The sequence below is a fragment of the Streptomyces sp. NPDC096105 genome (genome assembly GCF_044763335.1).
Lineage (GTDB): Bacteria > Actinomycetota > Actinomycetes > Streptomycetales > Streptomycetaceae > Streptomyces.
The window spans coordinates 1-19321 of record NZ_JBIWGC010000012.1 but is presented as its reverse complement, the minus strand read 5'-3'; the positions used below and the strand labels follow the sequence as shown (position 1 = coordinate 19321).

16 protein-coding genes are annotated in these 19321 nt (G+C 73.7%); 5 read left to right on the top strand and 11 right to left on the bottom strand.

Annotated elements, in window-relative coordinates:
- Positions 1–186 precede the first annotated feature (186 nt).
- Both ACIQ8B_RS19900 and metK read left to right on the top strand, forming a co-directional pair.
- Positions 187–2271 carry a condensation domain-containing protein gene (locus ACIQ8B_RS19900; protein WP_403548362.1) on the top strand — a complete coding sequence of 695 codons (2085 nt, stop codon included), beginning with the start codon at positions 187–189 and terminating at the stop codon, positions 2269–2271.
- 70 nt (positions 2272–2341) lie between these two features.
- Positions 2342–3550, top strand: coding sequence for a methionine adenosyltransferase (gene metK, locus ACIQ8B_RS19895; protein WP_403548360.1), 1209 nt, complete (start codon positions 2342–2344; stop codon positions 3548–3550).
- Between the two features lie 102 nt (positions 3551–3652).
- Here the strand turns inward: metK and ACIQ8B_RS19890 are convergent, their stop codons facing one another.
- A complete protein-coding gene (locus tag ACIQ8B_RS19890; RefSeq protein WP_403548358.1) occupies positions 3653–4024 on the bottom strand; it encodes an MFS transporter in 372 nt (123 codons plus the stop codon).
- A 250-nt stretch (positions 4025–4274) separates the two neighbouring features.
- Between ACIQ8B_RS19890 and abc-f the strand changes: the two genes are divergently transcribed.
- On the top strand, positions 4275–5945 hold the full coding sequence (gene abc-f / locus ACIQ8B_RS19885) for a ribosomal protection-like ABC-F family protein (RefSeq protein ID WP_290010960.1): 1671 nt from the start codon (positions 4275–4277) through the stop codon (positions 5943–5945).
- Positions 5946–6002: 57 nt separating this feature from the next.
- Here the strand turns inward: abc-f and ACIQ8B_RS19880 are convergent, their stop codons facing one another.
- The 10 genes from ACIQ8B_RS19880 to ACIQ8B_RS19835 form a co-directional block, all read right to left on the bottom strand.
- Positions 6003–6995, bottom strand: a complete 993-nt coding sequence (locus tag ACIQ8B_RS19880; protein ID WP_403548356.1) for a Gfo/Idh/MocA family protein — start codon at positions 6993–6995, stop codon at positions 6003–6005.
- 30 nt (positions 6996–7025) lie between these two features.
- Positions 7026–8480 carry an NDP-hexose 2,3-dehydratase family protein gene (locus tag ACIQ8B_RS19875; RefSeq protein ID WP_403548354.1) on the bottom strand — a complete coding sequence of 485 codons (1455 nt, stop codon included), beginning with the start codon at positions 8478–8480 and terminating at the stop codon, positions 7026–7028.
- Positions 8470–9246 carry a thioesterase II family protein gene (locus ACIQ8B_RS19870; protein ID WP_290010964.1) on the bottom strand — a complete coding sequence of 259 codons (777 nt, stop codon included), beginning with the start codon at positions 9244–9246 and terminating at the stop codon, positions 8470–8472. Before ACIQ8B_RS19870 ends, ACIQ8B_RS19875 begins: the two co-directional genes overlap by 11 nt.
- An 8-nt stretch (positions 9247–9254) precedes the next feature.
- Positions 9255–9890, bottom strand: a complete 636-nt coding sequence (locus ACIQ8B_RS19865; RefSeq protein WP_290010965.1) for a dTDP-4-dehydrorhamnose 3,5-epimerase family protein — start codon at positions 9888–9890, stop codon at positions 9255–9257.
- Entirely contained in the window at positions 9877–10881 is a 1005-nt protein-coding gene (rfbB, locus tag ACIQ8B_RS19860) for a dTDP-glucose 4,6-dehydratase (protein ID WP_403548544.1), read from the bottom strand. The genes ACIQ8B_RS19865 and rfbB overlap by 14 nt, the downstream gene beginning before the upstream one ends.
- Positions 10882–10928: 47 nt before the next feature.
- Positions 10929–11840, bottom strand: a complete 912-nt coding sequence (gene rfbA, locus ACIQ8B_RS19855) for a glucose-1-phosphate thymidylyltransferase RfbA (protein ID WP_190005815.1) — start codon at positions 11838–11840, stop codon at positions 10929–10931.
- A gap of 76 nt (positions 11841–11916) precedes the next feature.
- Positions 11917–13056 carry a DegT/DnrJ/EryC1/StrS family aminotransferase gene (locus ACIQ8B_RS19850; protein WP_403548351.1) on the bottom strand — a complete coding sequence of 380 codons (1140 nt, stop codon included), beginning with the start codon at positions 13054–13056 and terminating at the stop codon, positions 11917–11919.
- On the bottom strand, positions 13053–13499 hold the full coding sequence (locus tag ACIQ8B_RS19845; RefSeq protein WP_403548349.1) for a sugar 3,4-ketoisomerase: 447 nt from the start codon (positions 13497–13499) through the stop codon (positions 13053–13055). The genes ACIQ8B_RS19850 and ACIQ8B_RS19845 overlap by 4 nt, the downstream gene beginning before the upstream one ends.
- Before the next feature lie 27 nt (positions 13500–13526).
- Entirely contained in the window at positions 13527–14774 is a 1248-nt protein-coding gene (locus tag ACIQ8B_RS19840) for a cytochrome P450 (protein WP_320588668.1), read from the bottom strand.
- Between the two features lie 66 nt (positions 14775–14840).
- Complete coding sequence (locus ACIQ8B_RS19835; protein ID WP_403548347.1) at positions 14841–16076, bottom strand: macrolide family glycosyltransferase; 1236 nt, start codon at positions 16074–16076, stop codon at positions 14841–14843.
- Between the two features lie 315 nt (positions 16077–16391).
- On the opposite strand from ACIQ8B_RS19835, the gene ACIQ8B_RS19830 reads away from it, so the two are divergent.
- Positions 16392–17609 (top strand): cytochrome P450, encoded by a 1218-nt coding sequence (locus ACIQ8B_RS19830; protein WP_403548345.1) that lies wholly within the window; start codon positions 16392–16394, stop codon positions 17607–17609.
- A gap of 78 nt (positions 17610–17687) precedes the next feature.
- Positions 17688–19321: type I polyketide synthase (locus ACIQ8B_RS19825; protein ID WP_403548342.1), on the top strand; the 1634-nt coding region annotated here is incomplete at its 3' end.

Below are 19321 nucleotides of genomic sequence, written 5' to 3'. Positions count from 1 at the left end.
CCGTGTCAGCGCCGTGTCGGGCCCGTGTCGGCGCCGCCGCGCATACTCGTCGGGCGTTCGCACAGAGGGGAGGGAGGGGGCCTTCGAGCCGCACGCCGAGGTCGTGCACACAGCCGCCGTGCACACCGCCGTACGCGTGGACGTACACCGTACGCGACCACGGAAGGTGCCCGCCCCACACCGTCGATGACCGCACACCACACCGCACCGACGCCACCGCCCGGCCGGGACACGACCGTCGTCCTCGACCTCGGGCCGGCCCCCCACGACGACCCGGCACTGGAAGTGCTCGGCCCGCTGGACGGGGACCGGCTGGAGGCCGCCCTCGACCAGGTCGCCGTCCACCACCCCGACGCGCCCGCCCGGCCGCACCGGGTCGAGGGTCACGGGCCCGCGCGCCACACCCTGCGGCTGTCCCCCGGGAAGCCCGGCGCCGCCTTCCCCTGGGGCCTGCTCGCCGACCTGCTCACCCACCCGGCGCACGGCGCCCGCACCGCCCGGTCCGTGCCGCCCACCGCACTTCAGCGCGAACTGCTCGCCGACGCCGACGCCCACCCCGGCCGGCACGTGGAGCGCCTGACCTGGGCCTGGCACGGCCGGCTCGACCCGGAGCGGTTCCGCGCCTCCTGGCAGTCCGTCGTCGACCGGGAGAGCGTCCTGCGCGCCGCCTTCGGCGACGGCCCCGAACCGCTGCTCCTGCTCCACGACGACGTGACCGCAGAGGTCCTGTGGCTGCCCGAGGGCACGGTCGGCTGGCCCGACCTGGTCGCGCACGACGTCCGGCGCGGACTCGACCCGCGCCTGCCCCCCGCCCTGCGGGTCACCGTCCTGGGCGGCGGATCCGCCGGGCGCGACGGTGACACGCCCTCCCGGGTGCTGCTCACCTACCACCACGCGCTGCTCGACGACTTCAGCGCCCGCCTGCTCGTGCGCGAGTTCCACCGCGCCTACCTGGCCGGCGGCCGGCTGCCCGGCGGCGAACGGCGCCCCGACATCCGGGACTACGTCCGCTGGCTGCACCGGCAGGACACCGCACCGGCCCGTGACTACTGGTCGCGGTCCGCGCCCCGCGCCGACGCCGTCTCCCCCGTCCCGCTCACCGCGCCCCCGGGGCCGGCCGCCGCGTCCCCCGTTCCTGCCGGGCGCACCGAGGTGCGGCTCGACGCGGCCCTCACCGAGCGGCTCACCGCCTGGGCCGCCCACTGGGGCAGTACCGAGAGCGGCGTCCTGCAGACCCTGTGGGCCGTCCTGCTGTACCGGGCCAGCGGGGCGAAGGGCCCGGCGCAGGTCCGCTTCGGCGTCGCCGCCTCCGGTCGCGGCATCCTGCTGGAGGGCGCCGAACGCCTCCCCGGCCCCCTGCGCACCCCGCTGCCCCTGAGCGTCGAGGTCGACCCCCGGTCCACGGTGGCGACCCTGCTCGCCGAGGTGCGCGACCGGATGCTGGACATGGCGGCCTACGAATGGGTCTCGCCCGGCCAGATCCGCGACTGGTCCACCTCCCCGACGCCCGTACCGCAGGCGCCCGCCTCCGCGTTCCCGGACGGCAGCCTCCTGGTCTTCGAAGGCGGCCCCCGCCCCCTCGACGACCTGTCGGCCGAACTCGCCGTGCTGGGCGTCCGGGTGGGACGGCCCGAACCACTGGGCGCCCGGACCGCCTTCCCCGTCACCCTCGTCACCCGGCACGACGCCGACGGTGGACTCGTCCTGACCGCGTCCCACGACAGCTCCCCCTACGCCGACGCCACCGCGGTGCTCGCCGACAGCGCGTCGCTGCTGACCGAGGTGCCCTACCTGGCCGCCGACTCCACCACTGTCGCCGACCTGCTGCGCCTGCTGTCCACGGCCCCCGCCGCCCCCGCCGGTCCGCCCCCCGCCGCCGGGCCCGGGGCGGACACCGAACCCGCGCTCGTCCCGCTGCGGCCGGCCGCCGGCCCCGGCGCGGGCACCGTCTGTCTCGTCCAGACGCACGGCCTGCCCCGCGCGCGCTACGCCCGGCTCGCCGAGACCTACCGGGGCCCCGAGGCGGTCGTCCTGCTGCGCACCACGGGAAGCGGCCGGTCCGCCGCACCGCACCCCGCGCGGGACACCGACCCGCCGCTCGTCCTCGCCGCCTTCTCCGGCGGCGGCACCGCCGCCTGCGAGGCCGCCCGGCGCGTCGCCGCGGACGGAGGACGGCCCCCGCTCGTGGTGCTCACCGGTACCACGACCGACGACGCCGCCTTCGCCAGGACGCTCGAATCCGTCGCCGCACGAGCCGGACGCCCCAGGTGACCGGCATACCGGCGGCGCAGCGACGGCCGGGGCCGCCGGCCGCCGTCGGACGCCACACCACTGGAGAGCCATGTCCCGTCGCCTGTTCACCTCGGAGTCCGTGACCGAGGGCCATCCCGACAAGATCGCCGACCAGATCAGTGACGCCGTCCTCGACGCCCTCCTCCGCGAGGACCCCGGCGCCCGCGTCGCCGTCGAGACGCTCATCACCACCGGCCAGGTGCACATCGCCGGGGAGGTCACCACCACGGCGTACGCCCCGATCGCCCAGCTCGTCCGGGACACCATCCTGGCCATCGGCTACGACTCCTCCCGCAAGGGCTTCGACGGCGCCTCCTGCGGCGTGTCGGTGTCGATCGGCGCGCAGTCCCCGGACATCGCGCAGGGCGTCGACACCGCGTACGAGGCCCGCGTGGAGGGCGAGGACGACGAACTGGACCGGCAGGGCGCCGGCGACCAGGGCCTGATGTTCGGCTACGCCACCACCGAGACGCCCTCCCTGATGCCGCTGCCCATCGAACTGGCCCACCGGCTGTCCCGCCGCCTGACCGAGGTCCGCAAGGACGGGACCGTGCCCTACCTGCGTCCCGACGGCAAGACCCAGGTCACCATCGAGTACGAGGGCAGCCGCCCGGTCCGTCTGGACACGGTCGTGGTCTCCTCCCAGCACGCCTCCGACATCGACCTCGACGGGCTGCTCACCCCGGACATCCGCCGGTACGTCGTCGAGCACGTCCTCGCCGAGCTGGCCGGGGACGGCATCAAGCTGGAGACCGACGACCACCGCCTGCTGGTCAACCCGACCGGCCGCTTCGAGATCGGCGGCCCGATGGGCGACGCCGGCCTGACCGGCCGCAAGATCATCATCGACACCTACGGCGGCATGGCCCGCCACGGCGGCGGCGCCTTCTCCGGCAAGGACCCCTCCAAGGTGGACCGTTCGGCGGCGTACGCGATGCGCTGGGTCGCCAAGAACGTCGTCGCCGCCGGCCTCGCCGAGCGCTGCGAGGTCCAGGTGGCGTACGCCATCGGCAAGGCCGAGCCGGTCGGCCTCTTCGTGGAGACCTTCGGCACCGGGCGGGTCGGCCAGCGGCGCATCGAGGACGCCGTCAGCGAGGTCTTCGACCTGCGCCCCGGCGCCATCGTCCGCGACCTCGACCTGCTGCGCCCGATCTACGCCCAGACCGCCGCGTACGGCCACTTCGGCCGCGAGCTGCCCGACTTCACGTGGGAGCGCACCGACCGCGTCCAGCAGTTGCGGGACGCGGCCGGTCTCTGAGCGAAGGCCGGGCTCACCGTCTTCCCCGGCCGCGGCCCCGTACCAGGGTCGCGGCCGGCAGCACCAGGCAGGCGAAGGCCGCCGACGTGGCGAAGCCGCCCGTCATCCCGCCGGTCCGCGAGGACACCGTGACCAGGGCCGCGAGGCCGACCGAACCGCCAGGGCGACACCCGCCATGAACACCCGGCGGCGGCCCAGCAGGTCACCGGCCCGGCCACCGAGCAGCAGCAGCCCGCCGAAGGCCAGCAGATAGGCGTTGATCACCCACGACGCGCCGACGGCGGACAGCCCGAGCCCCTCGCGCATGCCGGGCAGCGCGATGTTCACGATCGGGTCGTCGAGCTGGATCATCGCGTTGCACCCGGTGATCACCCCGAGCGCGGCGGCCGACCGGCCCCGGATGCGCGGGCGGGGTGCGGGTGCCTCCCGCGCCCGCACCCGCGTGGCGGGGTGCTCCGAAACTTGCGTGGTCATGGCGGCCTCCTGCCGGGGGTACGACGGCGCACGGACGCCGGCCACCCTGCCGACGAACCCCGGAGAACCGCTCAGGCACCGCTCGAGAACGGCCGCACCCGCACGCCGCGCGCCCCCTCCCGGCACGCTTCCCGAGCGGATCTCGAGCGGATCTCGAGCGGTCCCGGCCACCGTCGGTACCACGCGCGCGGTCCGGCCGGGATGATGGACGACGGCACCGCCCGCCGACCGCCCCCCCCACCACCTGGAGATGCCTGTGCGACTGTCCTCACCCACCGCGTCCCGGGCGCATTCCCAGCTCACCCTCGAGGAGGTCACCAAGCGGTATGACGACCACGTCGTGCTGGACCGGGTCTCGCTCACCGTCGGACCCGGTGAGAAGGCCGGCGTCATCGGTGACAACGGGTCGGGCAAGTCGACCCTGCTGCGGCTGATCGCCGGAGCGGAGAGCGCCGACAACGGCGAGGTGACCGTAGCCGCCCCCGGGGGCGTCGGGTATCTCCCGCAGCGCCTGGACCTTCCGGCCGGGGCCACAGTGCGGGACGTCCTGGACCGGGCGTTCGCCGACCTCAGGGACCTGGAGCGGCGGCTGCACGAGGCGGAGGCGGCCCTCGCGAGCGACGACGGCCCTCGCCGGATGTCCGAACTGGGCGACCTCCAGGCCGAGTTCGAGTACCGCGGCGGCTACGAGGCGGACGCCCGGGCGGATGCCGCCCTGCACGGACTGGGCCTGCCCGGACTGGACCGGGACCGGGCCGTGGACACCCTCTCCGGCGGTGAGCGCTCCCGGCTCGCCCTGGCCGCCACCCTGGCCGCCGCCCCCGAACTGCTGCTCCTGGACGAGCCCACCAACGACCTGGACGACCAGGCCGTGGACTGGCTGGAGAAGCGGCTGCGCGAACACCGCGGCACGGTCGTCGTCATCACCCACGACCGGGCCTTCCTGGAGGCGGTGACCACCGCCATCCTGGAGGTCGACCCCGACCGGCGCACCGTCAACCGCTACGGCGACGGCTACCAGGGTTACCTCACCGCCAAGGCCGCCGCCCGCGCCCGCTGGGAGCGCGAGTACCAGGACCATCTCGCCGAGATCGAGCGGCAGGAGACCCTGGCTGCCAACGCCGGGCGGATGCTCGCCTCCATCGCCAAGAAGGGCCCCTGGGCGTTCAGCGGCTCCGAGCACCACCGCGCCCGGTCCTCCAGCTCCGCCACCTCCAGCAAGGCCCGTAACGCCAACGAGCGGCTCAAGCGGCTGCGGGACAACCCCGTGCCGCGTCCGCCTGACCCGCTGCGGTTCACGGTCTCCCTCACCCCCGCGGGCGATCCCGCCGCCGACCCCTCGGCGCCGCTGGCCGAGGTGAGCGGTCTGGAGGTCGACGGACGGCTGCGGCTCGACCACCTGGCGGTCGCCCCCGGCGAACGGCTGCTCATCACCGGACCGAACGGCGCCGGGAAGTCCACCCTGCTGCGGGTCCTGGCCGGCGACCTGGAACCCGACCGGGGCACCGTCCGCCGTGCCGGGCACACCGGGTGGCTGCGCCAGGACGAGTTGCCCAAGCAGCCCCGCCGTTCGGTCCTCGCCGAGTTCGCCGAGGGCCGCCCGGGGCACCCCGACGAGTACACGGACGAACTGCTGTCCCTCGGTCTGTTCCGGCGCTCCGAACTCGCCCTGCCGGTCGGTTCCCTGTCGGTCGGCCAGCGCCGCCGTATCGACCTGGCCCGCCTGGTCACCCGCCCGGTCGACCTGCTGCTGCTGGACGAGCCCACCAACCACCTCTCGCCGCTGCTGGTGGAGGAACTGGAGGCCGCGCTCGCCGACTACAAGGGCACGGTCGTCGTCGTCACCCACGACCGCCGGATGCGCCGCGCCTTCACCGGCACCCACCTGGAACTGGCCGCAGGCCGCCGGGTCACCGCCTGACGGCCTCTGCGGGCGGTCCGTTCCCCACCCGGACGCGGACCGCCCGCCCACCCCGTGTCACACGCGGACGACGACCGCCCGCGCCCGTGTCTCGTCCAGCAGGGCGGCCTGCCGCCGTGACTCCGCGCTCAGCAGGCGCAGGCCGGACGACACCGCCGCACGGTCCCGCACGGCGGTCGCGAAGAACCGCAGCATCGCCTCGAAGTGGTCCTCGGCCGGCACCGGGATCCGAGCCACGTCGCGGCCCGTGGCGAGGCGGATCACCGGCGCGTGGCCGGCGGCCGTGGTGTACACGTGCTCCACCGCCAGCGTGCCCGCGGCGCCCTGCACCTCGTACCAGGAGCGGTAGTGGTGCTCCATGCCGAAGCGCACCTGCGCGCTCGCGCCGTCGGGCGCGGTCAACAGGACGGCACCCGACAGGTCGACCCCGAAGCGCGAGCTGTGCCGCAGACTCGCCCCGGCCACCGTGAGGTCGCACCCCAGGAAGCGCAGGGCCGCGCGCAGCGGGTAGACGCCGTTGTCCAGCAGCGCCCCGCCGCCCAGCTCCGGGTCCAGGCGCAGGTCGTCCTCGGGACGGGGCGGGATGGTGAAGGCCGCCGACACGGCGCGCACGGCACCCAGGGCTCCGGAGGCGAGGATCTCCGTCACCTTCCGGTGGGTGCCGTGGTGGAGGAACATGAAGTTCTCCAGCAGCACCAGGTCGCGCTCCCCGGCCAGCGCGAACAGCCGCGTCGCGTCCGCCCCCGTGGCCGCCAGCGGCTTCTCCACCAGTACGTGCTTGCCCGCGCGCAGCGCCCGCTCGGCCCACCGCGCGTGCAGCAGGGTCGGCAGGGACAGGTAGACGGCGTCGACGTCGTCCCGGTCGAGCAGGGCGTCGTAGGAGGCGGCGGGCGTGCCGCCGAAACGTTCCGCGTAGCCGGCCGCCCGGTCCGTGTCCCGGGCGGCCACGGCCGTCAGCCGCAGCTCGGGGGTGCGCGGCAGTGCGGGAAGGGTGCGGCGGGCGGCGATGTCCGAGCAGCCGAGCAGGCCGAGGCGCAGGGGAGGGGGCATGACCGTCCGTGGGTGAGGGGCCGTCGGCCGTCAGTAGAGGGTGTGGGCGCAGACCACCAGGGTCCGCAGCTCGACGTTGAGGTAGTTGCCGTGCGCCAGCAACTCGGTGAGCTGGGCGAACGTCAGCCAGGCGTAGTCCTCGGGAAGGTCCTCGGGGAAGTCGTCGGGGGCCTCGACCACGGCGTAGCGGTTCTCCGCGTGGTAGAAGCGGCCGCCTTCCTCGGACTGCACGGTGTCGTAGCGGAACCGCTCCGCGGGCGCGGTGAGCACGTCCATGAGGAACGGCGGGAACGGCTCGGAGCCCGGCCCGGTGTGGTCGGCGGGCCGGCAGTGCACGGTCGGCGCCAGCTCCGCCACGTTCAGGTGCCCCACGTCCACCCGGGCCTGCACCAGGGCGTGCAGGGTGCCGTGGATGCGTTTGACGATCAGCGCCATCAGCCCGGGGACCTGTGGCTGGATCATCGGCTGCGTCCAGGAGCCCACCTCGCGGTTGCTGGCCGCGACGTCCGCGCCCATCACCCGGAAGCGCCGGCCGCTCGCGTGCCCGATCTCGGTGCCGGAGAACCGCCAGCCGTCCTCGGCGACCTCGCGCAGCGGCACCCGCCGCTGGACCAGTTCGCGCAGCGCCCGAACGCCGGTCAGCCAACTGTGGATCTCCGTCGTGCCGTGCACCGAGGGGGCGCCCGGATCGTGGAAGGAGCGCAGCACCGCGGCGTCGGCCGGATCGTCGGCGGCGGCCGGGCCGGCGCCGGCGGTCGGCAGGCAGGCCAGCACGGAGCGGCTGTCCATGTTGACCACGTTGTCCAGGCGCAGCAGCCGCAGCAACTGGCCGAGCGTCAGCCAGCGGAACCCCTCGCCGGTCTCCACGTCCTCGTCGATCTCGACGATCATGTTGCGGTTGCGCTTGGCGAGGAACCAGTCGGCCTGCTCGGACTGGAGCACGTCCACCAGCACCCGGGAGCGCCCCCGCTCCAGGAACAGGTCCAGGAACGGGATGCCCCGGCCCCGGTGCACCCCGGTGAAGTTGCTGCGGGTGGCCTGCACGGTGGGGGAGAGCTGGAAGGAGTTGACGTTGCCCGGCTCCATCTTGGCCTGCATCAGGAAGTGCAGCACCCCGTCGATCTCCCGGGCCACGATGCCCAGCAGACCCACCTCGGGCTGCACGATGATCGGCTGGCGCCGGCCCCGCGCGGGCAGCCCGTCGGCGAGCACGTGCAGGCCCTCCACGCTGAAGAACCGGCCCGACTCGTGCCGCAGGTCGCCGCTGTCCTCCTCGAAGTGCCAGCCCCGCAGCAGCGCGAACGGCACCGGTGTCACCCGGTACTCGCCCCGGCGGGCCTGCTCGGCCAGCCACGCCGGCACCCGGTCGACGGGCATCGGTGTGCTCTCGGGCGTCCGGGCCGACAGCAGGACCCTGCGGGCCGTACCGGCCCGGTCCGCGGCGAAGGACAGCGGTCCGGCCGGCGCCGGGAGGTCAGTGAGCATCGGCCAGTTCCTCCTCGATCAGCGAGGAGATCCCCGCCGTGTGGTCGTTGAGGAAGAAGTGGCCCCCGGGCAGGACGTGCAGGGTGAACTTCCCGCCGACCACCTCCGCCCAGCGCCCGGCGTCGTCGGGCGTCACGTTCGGGTCGGCGTCGCCGGTCAGGACGGTGGTCGGCACGGTCAGCGGCGGGCCCGGCCGGTAGCGGTAGGCGCCGGCCATCGCGTAGTCGTTGCGGATCGCCGGCAGCACCATGCGCAGCAGCTCCTCGTCCTGGAGCAGCGCCGGGTCGGTGCCCTGAAGGCGGGTCACCCGCTCGATGAGGGACCGGTCGTCCAGCAGGTAGGCCGTGTCGGTGCGCGGCACGACCGGCGCCCGGCGCCCGGACAGGAACAGGTGCGCCGGCGTACGGCCGACGGCGGTGAGCCGCCGGGCCGTCTCGAAGGCCAGCGTCGCGCCCAGGCTGTGCCCGAACAGCGCGAGCGGGCCGTGCGTCCACTGCCGCAGTTCCGGCAGGACCGCCTCGACGAGCTCCTCGACGCTCTCCAGGAACGGCTCGCCGCGCCGGTCCTGGCGGCCCGGGTACTGCACGGCCAGCACCTCCACGCCCGCCGGGGCCAGGGCGGCCGCGAAGCGCAGGTAGGCGGAGGCCGAGCCGCCCGCGTGCGGGAAGCACACCAGTCGGACGGTCGCGTCGTCGGCGGGGTGGTAGCGGCGCAGCCATCCTCCGGGGGTGGCGGCCGGCCCGCGTGCGGTGGTGGGGGCAGTCACGGTGGTTGTCAGCTCCTCGGGCGAGGGGGACGGGAAGGAGGCGAGGGAAGCGGGGGAGGGGACGGAGGGACGGGGGACGGCGAGTAGCGCGGCAGCCTGCCGGAGGCCAGGACCTCGGCGAGGCCGGGGGCCGCGGCGTCCTTGGCCGAGCGCACGGGCGGCCCGGTCAGGTCCCAGGGCAGCCCCAGCTCCCCGTCCAGGGCGTCCACGTCGACCATCGCGCCCGGCACGTACTCGGTGGAGAGCAGGTAGTTGACGCAGGTGCCGTCCTCCAGGGCGAGGAAGGCGTGGCCGACGCCGCCCGGCAGGTACAGGGCGACACCGTCGTCGGCCGACATCCGGGTGACCTCGTGCCGGCCGAAGGCGGGCGAACCCACCCGCAGGTCGACCATCACGTCCAGCATCGACCCGCGTACGCAGGACACCAGCTTGCTCGCGCCGTCGGGCACGTCGTTGCAGTGCACGCCGCGCAGTACGCCCTTGCGGGAGACGGAGTTGTTGACCTGGCGGACCTCGAAGGGCATCCCGGTCCGCCCGGTCAGCACGCTGTACCGGGCGGCCTCGTAGAAGTCGCCGCGTTCGTCGGACAGGCGCTCGGGCCGCACCCGGTAGGTGCCGGGGATGCCGGTCTCATCGACGCGCACGGCCACCCCCCTGCCGGGCGTCCGCCTTCAGCGGCTCCCACCAGTCGCGGTTGTCCCGGTACCAGGCCACCGTGTCCGCAAGACCCCGGTCCAGGCCGGTCCGGGGCGCGTACCCCAGCTCGGTGGAGATCTTCGTGATGTCCACGGAGTACCGGCGGTCGTGTCCGGCGCGGTCCGCCACCGGGCGCACCGCCGAGGCGTCCCGCCCGCACAGCGCCAGCAGCCTGCCGGTCAGGTCGCGGTTGGCCAGTTCCGTACCGCCGCCGATGTTGTAGACCTCGCCCGGCCGGCCCTTGGCGGCGACCAGCGCGATGCCCCGGCAGTGGTCGTCCACGTGCAGCCAGTCCCGGCTGTTGCCGCCGTCCCCGTACAGGGGCACGGTCAGGCCGTCGACCAGGTTGGTGGTGAACAGCGGGACGAGCTTCTCCGGGAACTGGTACGGCCCGTAGTTGTTGGAGCAGCGGGTCACGCACAGCTCGAGTCCGTGGGTGCGGTGGAAGGCGAGCGCCATCAGGTCCGAGGCCGCCTTGGAGGCCGCGTACGGCGAGTTGGGCGCCAGCGGGTGGTCCTCCGGCCAGGAGCCGGTCTCGATCGACCCGTACACCTCGTCCGTGGAGACGTGCACGAACCGCCCCGCCCCCGCGCGTACGGCGGCGTCCAGCAGCGTCTGGGTGCCCTGCACGTTGGTGCGCACGAAGGCGGAGGCGTCCTGGATGGAGCGGTCCACGTGCGACTCGGCGGCGAAGTGCACCACCAGGTCGACGCCCCGCATCAGCCGGCCGACCAGCGGCGCGTCGCAGATGTCACCGTGCACGAACTCCAGCCGGCCGTCGGTGCGCACCGGGCCGAGGTTGGCCCGGTTGCCGGCGTAGGTCAGCGCGTCCAGGACCACCACCCGGGTCGCCGCGAGGTCCGGGTAGGCGTCGGACAGCAGTTCTCTGACGAAGTGCGAGCCGATGAAGCCCGCACCTCCGGTCACCAGGACACGCATCGGCAAGGGCCTTTCCGGAAGGGGGGTGGGTGGGGTGGGCGCGGCACTCAGGCGGCGGAGAAGCCGACGGCGGGCTCCGGGGCCCGGGCCGCGGCCCGGCGGGCGGTCTCCTGCACGTAGCGGCCGTAGCCGGAGTCGCCCAGTTCCCGGCCGAGCGCGTGGCACTGCTCGGGACCGATGAATCCCATCCGCAGGGCGATCTCCTCCACGCACGCGATCCGCTCGCCCTGGCGCTGCTCCAGGAGCTGCACGTACTGGCCGGCCTGGAGCAGGGAGTCGTGGGTGCCCATGTCCAGCCAGGCGAAACCGCGGCCCAGGGCGGTCAGGCGGGCCCGGCCGGCGGCCAGGTAGGCGCGGTTGACGTCCGTGATCTCCAGTTCGCCGCGCGCGGACGGCGTGAGGCCCCGGGCGATGTCCACCACGTCGTTGTCGTACAGGTACAGGCCGGTGACCGCCAGGTTGGAGCGCGGCTTGACCGGCTTCTCCACCAGCGACACCAGACGCCCCTCGGCGTCGACCTCGCCGACGCCGTAGCGCTTCGGGTCGTTGACCGGGTAGCCGAACAGCTCGCAGCCGTCCAGGCGGCCCGCGGCCTGGTGGATCAGGGACGAGAAGCCCGGGCCGTGGAAGACGTTGTCCCCCAGGATCAGCGCGACCGGGCTGTCCCCGATGTGCTCCTGCCCGATGAGGAAGGCCTCCGCGATGCCCCGCGGCTCGTCCTGGGCGGCGTAGCTCAGCTCCAGGCCGAGCCGCGAGCCGTCGCCGAGCATCGAGCGGAACATGCCGACGTGGTCCCGGGCCGAGATGATCAGGATGTCCCGGACGCCGGCCAGCATCAGCACCGACAACGGGTAGTAGATCATCGGCTTGTCGTACACCGGGAGCAGTTGCTTCGAGATCGTGCCCGTCAGCGGGCGCAGCCGCGTGCCGCTGCCGCCGGCCAGGACGATCCCCTTCATCGGCTGCCTGCCCGGCCCGCCGCCGGCCGCCTGCCACGGCGGCCCCGCCGGGGGCAGCGGGGTGTTCCGTACCACGTCAATCATGACTGTTCTCCGTCGCCTCGCGGACCGCCGCGATGACGGCCGTGACGTCCTGCGCGGTCAGTTGCGGCCCCATGGGCAGGCTCAGCACCTCGTCGGCCAGGCGCTCGCAGCGGGGCAGCGGCCCGGTGACCGCCCCCGCGTAGGCCTGCGAGCGGTGCACGGCCACCGGATAGTGGACCAGCGTCTCCACCCCGGCCGCCGCCAGCGCCGACACCAGCGGGGCACGCCGCGCGGCACGCACCACGTACTGGTGCCACACCGGCTCGGCCCACGGCCGCACCTCGGGAACCTGAAGCCCCGGCAGCCCGGCCAGACCCTGCGTGTAGCGGGCCGCGACCCGGGCCCGGCGGGCGTTCCACCGGTCCAGGTACGGCAGCTTCACCCGCAGCGCCGCCGCCTGCATCTCGTCCAGCCGCGAGTTCGTGCCGGGCACCTCGTGCCGGTACTTCACCCGCGACCCGTAGTTGCGCAGCAGCCGGACCCGCTCGGCGAGCCGCGCGTCCGACGTCACCACCGCGCCCGCGTCGCCCAGCGCCCCCAGGTTCTTGCCCGGGTAGAAACTGAACGCCGCCGCGTACCGGGAACCGGCCCGCCGCCCCCGGTAGCGCGCCCCGTGCGCCTGCGCCGCGTCCTCCACCACCGGGATGCCCCGGGCGGCGGCCACGGCGTCGATCGCGTCGAGGTCCGCCGGATGCCCGTAGGGGTGCACCGGCATCACCGCGCGCGTCCGCGACGTGATCGCGGCAGCCACCAGCTCCGGATCCATCAGGTACGAGTCGGCCTCCGGCTCCACCGGAACCGGCCGCGCCCCGACCGCCGACACCGCCAGCCAGCTGGCGATGTAGGTGTGCCCCGGCACGATCACCTCGTCCCCGGGACCCACGTCCAGCGCCCGCAGCGTCAGCTCCAGCGCGTCCAGCCCGCTGCCGACGCCCACACAGTGGTCGTTCTCGCAGTACCGCGCGAACTCCTCCTCGAACGCCGCCAGTTCCGGACCCAGCAGATAGCGGCCCGAGCGCGCCACCCGCAGCACGGCGGCGTCGATGTGCTCCTGCACCCCGTCCAGCGCGTGCAGGTCCCGCAGGTCGTGGAAGGCCACCCGCCGCGCCCGCGCCGGCGCCGCGGCGGTCACCGCGACCTCCTCGCGGCGGCCAGGAACTCGGCGTAGTCGCGGTAGTAGTCCGCCTCGTCGTAGTGCAGAGAGGCCAGCACCAGGGCCACCGCACCCGGCGTGAAGTCCTTCAGGTTCCGCCAGACCCCCGGGCCGATGTACAGCCCCTGCCCCGGGTCGTCCAGCCGGAACTCGGCCTCGTTCGCCCCGTCGTCCACCGTGATCGTGAAACCGCCGTGGACGGCGATGACGAGCTGCTCCAGCGCCCGGTGCGCGTGACCGCCGCGGGAGGAACCGACACCCGGGTCGTGCAGGTAGTACACCCGCCGGATCGGGAATCCGGCCGTCCACTCGGACTCCACGACCGAAAGGCTGCCCCGCTCGTCGACGTGCTGCTCCAAGTCGATGACGGTGCAGGGCCTGGCCCCGCCCACCGCCACTTCCGTACTGATCCCCACCGCCACGATCGAGCTCCCTGGATAAGGGCCCGCTCAGCCGCGGGCGACGGAGACCGGCAGGTGACGGGCGGTGAGCTGGTCGCTCTCGTAGAACTCCGCCCGGTCGTGGTGGACGGTGAACGACCCGAACGCGTCGAAGACCAGGTTGAGGAACACCTTCGCCTCCATCCGGGCCAGGAACGCGCCCAGGCAGTGGTGGATGCCGTGACCGAAGGCCATGTGCTTGTTCGCCGAACGGTGCACGTCGAAGGTGTCCGGGTCCGGGAACTGGCGCGGGTCACGGTTGGCGGACTGGCTCCACGCCACCACCATCTGGCCCGCCTTCATCGGCACACCGAGGATGTCGGTGTCCTCCTTCAGCAGCCGGAAGATGTTGTTGAACGGGCTGCGGAAACGCAGCGTCTCCTCCACCGCCGCCGGGATCAGCGACCGGTCCGCCCGCAGTTCGGCCTGCGCCCCGGGGTGCCGGTCCAGCACGATGAACAGGTTGCTCAGCAGCGTGGCGCTGGAGATGTGACCCGCCGTCAGCAGCAGCGCGACGATGTTGACGATCTCCTCGTCGGTGAGCCTGCGCCCGTCGACCTCCGACTCGATCAGACCGCTCATCAGGTCGTCGGCCGGCCGCTCCCGCTTCTCCGCGATCTTCGCGTACAGGTAGGCCGCCCACTCCTTGATCGCCGGGCCCATCGTCTCGGCGAAGTCGTCCGGCAGGTTCGGGTACTCCATCCCCTCGTTGTTGAGGATGACGTCGACCCACTCCCGGAACAGGTCCTGGTCCTCGGCCGGCACCCCCAGCAGCTCCGCGATCACCGTCACCGGCAGCGGATACGCCAGGTCCGTCACCACGTCGATCTCGGTACGCCCGTCCAGGCCGGCCAGCAGCCGCCGGGTGATCTCCTCGATCCGCGGCTCCAGCGCCGCCATCCGGCGCGGCGTGAACGCCTGGCTGACCAGCTTGCGCAGCGGGCCGTGCCGGGGCGGGTCGATGCCGCCGAAGGTACCCGGGCCCATCAGCAGGGCCAGCTCCTCGGGCACCGGGAACACCGGCGAGAAGTCCGACGAGAAGAGCTGCGGGTTGGTGGAGACGGTGTTGTAGTCCTCGTACGAGAAGACCTGCCACGCGAACCGGGTCGCGTCCCAGAACACCGGCGCCTCACGGCGGGCGCGCGCGAACCAGTCGAGCAACTGGGCGGCGTCGGCGTCCACCGGCTGCGCCAGCGGGTGGGGTGCCTCGGCGTCGGTGACTTCTGCGTCGGTGACCTCTGCGGTCTGTGTCGTCATGTCGCTGTGTCGCTTCCTGAAGGTCGTGAGAAGTCGGAGAGTGACGGGGGTGACGGCGCGCGGCGCTCAGGCCGCGGCGGCCCCGACGGGAACGAGCAGCGCCTCGACGGCGTCGGCGGCGGCGGCGGGACCGCCCGCGGCCTCGATCTCACCGCGCAGCCTCCCCACCGCGGCCCGCACCTCGGCACTGCCGGTCAGGGCCAGCGCCGTCTCGCGCAGCCGCTCGGGCGTGACGTCCTTGCGCAGGATCTTCGCCCCCACACCGAGCTGCTCGGCCCGGGTGGCGGTCGCGTGCAGCTCCGCCATCTGCGGCACCGCGATCACCGGCACACCCTCGGAAACGGCCTGCAGCACGGTGCTCGTACCGCCGTGATTGATCATCAGGGAGGCGTGCGCCAGCACCGCGCCCTGCGGCGCGAAGTCGCACACCTGGACGTGCGGGGGGATCTTGCCGAGTTCGCCCTCGGCCACCCCGCCCGCGTGCGTGATGACGACGTCCCAGTCGGTCTCGCGGAACGCCTCCACACAGGCCCGGAAGAACTCCGGCTGCTTGTTGTACAGCGTCCCCAGACTGATCAGCACCAGCGGCCGCCCGGTGCCCGGCGCCTCCCACTCGCCGTGGAAGGAGTTCGCGCTCGTGCACGGGCCGACGAACCGGACCTCCTCGCCGAAGGTGTCGCCCGCGTACTGGAACGCACGAGGCAGGTACACCAGCGCCGGACCCGAGTGCACCTCGGCCGCGAAGTCCCCGATGGACTTCTGCACCCGGTGCTCGGCGAGCAGCTCGGCCACCACCTCGAACAGGGCGCCCGTCTCGGGGTCCTCGGCCTGTTCCTCGGCCGTGTCCACCGGCGGATGCAGCGACCAGTGCTCGTTCGCCACGTACGTCGGAGTGCTCCGGATCACCGGCACACCCCACTTCGCCGCCAGGATGTGCCCGCTCCAGAACGACGACGGATCGCACACGAACACGTCCGGCCGGTCCGCCGCCTCCTCGAAGTGCCGCTCGAAATCGCCGATGGTCTGCCGCGTCAGATCCAGCATCCAGTTCATCATGTTCACGAACTCCTGCTGGTCCGTGTACGCGGCCGCATCCTGCTTCGGCACCATCGTGTCCCAGAAACGGTCCTGGTCCAGGGCGTACGGCAGGAATTCCGCGCCGGTGGCGAGAACACGCTCGCGGTAGTTCTCCGACAGGGCGTAGGTGACCCGATGCCCGCGCGCGACGAGTTCCCTCGCCACGGACAGCGTCGGATTCACATGACCTGCCGCGGGAAGAATGAAAAAGGCGATGTGCGCCATCGGGCCAGCCCTTCGAGGCGAATCGGATACGGCGTGCCGGCACGCCCCCGACCAGGGAGCGAGGCACCACGGCCGCCGGCAGTGACCCGGCGTGGTCGTCCGCCGGCCGGTGGTGCCAGACCACCGTGCACCAGCGCCCTCTCATGCTCGTCGCTGGTCGCTCGCATTCCGCTCCAGCGCCGCTCGAATTCCCTTTTCCCCGCACTTCCGGTTGACACAATCCCTCACCTGACCGCGGTATCCGCACCGCGGCGCCGTCGGGTGCTGTTCCGGTGAAAGGTCCCCCCCGGGTCCGTCTGCAGAGGAGATTCCGCCATGACCTGCCCCCATGCCGCCACGGCCCTGGGAACCGTCCCCGCCTACCCCTTCGGCGACCACGCCGACCTGCGCCTGGACCCCGCCTACGCCGCACTGCGCGCCACCACGCCCGTGACCCGCGTCCGCATGCCCTACGGCGGCGAGGCCTGGCTCCTGACCCGGCACGCCGACGTCAAGAAGGCCTCCAGCGACCCCCGGCTCAGCATGCACGCCGCCGCCGACCGGGACGTACCGCGCGCCGCACCCCGCGCCCTGGACTCCGTCGGCCTCATGGGCATGCCCCCCGAGTCCCACGCCCGGCTGCGCCGCCTGGTCTCCCGCGCCTTCACCGCCCGCCGCGTCGCCGCCCTGCGCCCCCGCATAGCCGAGATCACCCACCACCTCGTCGACGACCTCGTCGCCGACGGCGGCCCCGCCGACCTCGTCACCCGGCTCGCCCTGCCCCTGCCCACCGCCGTCATCTGCGAGATGCTCGGCATCCCCCGCACCGACCAGCGCATCTTCCGCGCCTTCACCGAAGCGCTCATGTCCGCCAGCCGGTTCACCGAGGAACAGGTCGCCCAGGCCGCCGAGGAGTACGCCGACTACCTGCGCGGCTACGTCGCCCAGCGCCGCGCCCACCCCGAGGACGACCTCCTCAGCGCCCTCATCGAGGCCCGCGACGAGGACGGCCGGCTCAGCGAGGACGAACTCCTCATGCTCACCGGCGGCATGCTCGTCGGCGGCCACGAGACCACCGCCAACCAGCTCGCCGGCCAGGTCCTCGTCCTCCTCGACGACCGCCGCCGCTACGAGCACCTCGTCGCCCGGCCCGACCTGGTCCCCGCCGCCGTCGAGGAACTCCTGCGCTACGTCCCCCTGTGGGCCAGCGTCGGCCCGAGCCGCGTCGCCACCGAGGACGTCGAGATCGGCGGCGTCACCATCCGCGCCGGCGAGGCCGTCGTCTACTCCCTGGCCTCCGCCAACCGCGACGAGACCGTCTTCGACGCCCCCGACGACGTCCTCCTCGACCGCACCGCCAACCCGCACATCGCCTTCGGCCAGGGCCCCCACTTCTGCCTCGGCGCCCCCTTGGCCCGCGCCGAACTCCAGTGCGCCCTCGAAGCCCTCACCGGCCGGCTCCCCGGACTGCGCCTCGCCCGGCCCGCCGCCGAACTCGACTGGCACCGCGGAATGCTCGTCCGAGGCCTGGTCGAACTGCCCGTCACCTGGTGATTCCAGCGGCGCTCTGGCCGCATTCCCCATTCTTGCCCGTGGGCCGTTACGCACCTCATCCCTGGCTATGGAGAATTCATGACCCCGAAGACCCGTGAGCAGCACACGGAGAACAACGACATAGCCGTCGTGGGGATGGCCTGCCGACTTCCCGGAGCCGCCACCGTCGGGGAATTCTGGAGCCTGCTGCGCGACGGCCGCGACGCCGTCACCCGCCAACCGGACGGCACCTGGCGCGGGGCCCTCACCGAACATGGCCACTTCGACGCCGGATTCTTCGGCATGACCCCCGCCGAAGCCGCCGCCACCGACCCCCAGCACCGCCTGCTCCTGGAACTCGGCTGGGAAGCACTGGAACACGCAGGCATCGTCCCGGCCCGCCTCGGCTCCACCCGCGGCGGCGTGTACGTCGGCCTCGCCTCCGACGACTACGCCACCCTCACCCGCGCCGCCGGCCACGCCGACGGCTACACCGCCACCGGCCGGCACCGCGCCCTCGCCGCCAACCGCATCTCCCACCTGCTCGGCCTGCGCGGACCCAGCATGGCCGTCGACACCGCCCAGTCCTCCGCGCTCGTCGCCGTCCATCTCGCCTGCGAGAGCCTGCGCCGCGGCGAGAGCGACCTGTGCCTGGCCGGCGGCGTCAACCTCATCCTCGCCGACGACAGCACCACCGCCATGGAGCTGATGGGCGCCCTCTCCCCCGACGGACGCTGCCACACCTTCGACGCCCGCGCCAACGGCTACGTGCGCGGCGAGGGCGGCGGCGTCCTCGTCCTCAAGCCGCTGCGCCGCGCCCTCGCCGACGGCGACCGCGTCCACTGCGTCATCAAGGGCGGCGCCGTCAACAACGACGGCGGCGGCCCCAGCCTGACCACACCCGACCGGGCAGCCCAGGAGGCCGTCCTCCGCGAGGCCTACGACCACGCCGGCGTCCCCGCCGCACACGTGCGCTACGTCGAACTGCACGGCACCGGCACCCGCGCCGGCGACCCCGTCGAAGCAGCTGCCCTGGGCGCCGTCCTCGGAACCGCCCCGGGCCGCGCGACCCCGCTCGCCGTCGGCTCCGCCAAGACCAACGTCGGCCACCTCGAAGGCGCCGCCGGCATCGTCGGCCTCCTCAAGGCCGTCCTCGCCGTACGGGAGGGCGAGCTGCCGCCGAGCCTGCACCACACCACGCCCCACCCGGACATCGACCTCGACGGGCTCCGCCTCAGCGTCCAGACCGAACTGGATTCCTGGACCGCCGACCCCGCGACCGCGACCCCCCGCCTCGCCGGCGTCTCCGCCTTCGGCATGGGCGGCACCAACGCGCACCTGGTCCTGTCCCAGGCCCCCACGACCGCCCCGGCCGACGAACCCGGCCACCGCCTGCCGGTGGTACCGGTCGTCGTCTCCGGCCGCACCGCCGAGGCCCTGCGCGACCAGGCCGCCCAGCTGAGCGCCCACGTCGAACACACCCCGGAACTCGCCCTGCGCGACGCCGCCCGCACCCTCGCCGACGCGCGCACCGTCTTCGCCCACCGCGCCGTGGTCCTCGCCGGCGACAAGCAGCAACTCCTCACCCGCCTGGAACGCTCCGCCGTCCACGGCGTCGCCTCCGACCCGTCCGGCCTCGGCCGGTCGGTGCTGGTGTTCCCGGGTCAGGGGACGCAGTGGGCGGGGATGGGCCGGGAGTTGCTGGACGCTTGTCCGGTGTTCGCGGCGCGTAT

Coding starts and splice junctions, on each gene's coding strand:
- metK (WP_403548360.1), top strand. CDS start 2,342: ATGTCCCGTCGCCTGTTCACCTCGGAGTCCGTGACCGAGGGCCATCCC.
- ACIQ8B_RS19900 (WP_403548362.1), top strand. CDS start 187: ATGACCGCACACCACACCGCACCGACGCCACCGCCCGGCCGGGACACG.
- rfbA (WP_190005815.1), bottom strand. CDS start 11,840: ATGAAGGGGATCGTCCTGGCCGGCGGCAGCGGCACGCGGCTGCGCCCG.
- ACIQ8B_RS19875 (WP_403548354.1), bottom strand. CDS start 8,480: ATGCTCACTGACCTCCCGGCGCCGGCCGGACCGCTGTCCTTCGCCGCG.
- ACIQ8B_RS19840 (WP_320588668.1), bottom strand. CDS start 14,774: ATGACGACACAGACCGCAGAGGTCACCGACGCAGAAGTCACCGACGCC.
- ACIQ8B_RS19880 (WP_403548356.1), bottom strand. CDS start 6,995: ATGCCCCCTCCCCTGCGCCTCGGCCTGCTCGGCTGCTCGGACATCGCC.
- rfbB (WP_403548544.1), bottom strand. CDS start 10,881: ATGCGTGTCCTGGTGACCGGAGGTGCGGGCTTCATCGGCTCGCACTTC.
- ACIQ8B_RS19830 (WP_403548345.1), top strand. CDS start 16,392: ATGACCTGCCCCCATGCCGCCACGGCCCTGGGAACCGTCCCCGCCTAC.
- ACIQ8B_RS19835 (WP_403548347.1), bottom strand. CDS start 16,076: ATGGCGCACATCGCCTTTTTCATTCTTCCCGCGGCAGGTCATGTGAAT.
- ACIQ8B_RS19890 (WP_403548358.1), bottom strand. CDS start 4,024: ATGACCACGCAAGTTTCGGAGCACCCCGCCACGCGGGTGCGGGCGCGG.
- abc-f (WP_290010960.1), top strand. CDS start 4,275: ATGCCTGTGCGACTGTCCTCACCCACCGCGTCCCGGGCGCATTCCCAG.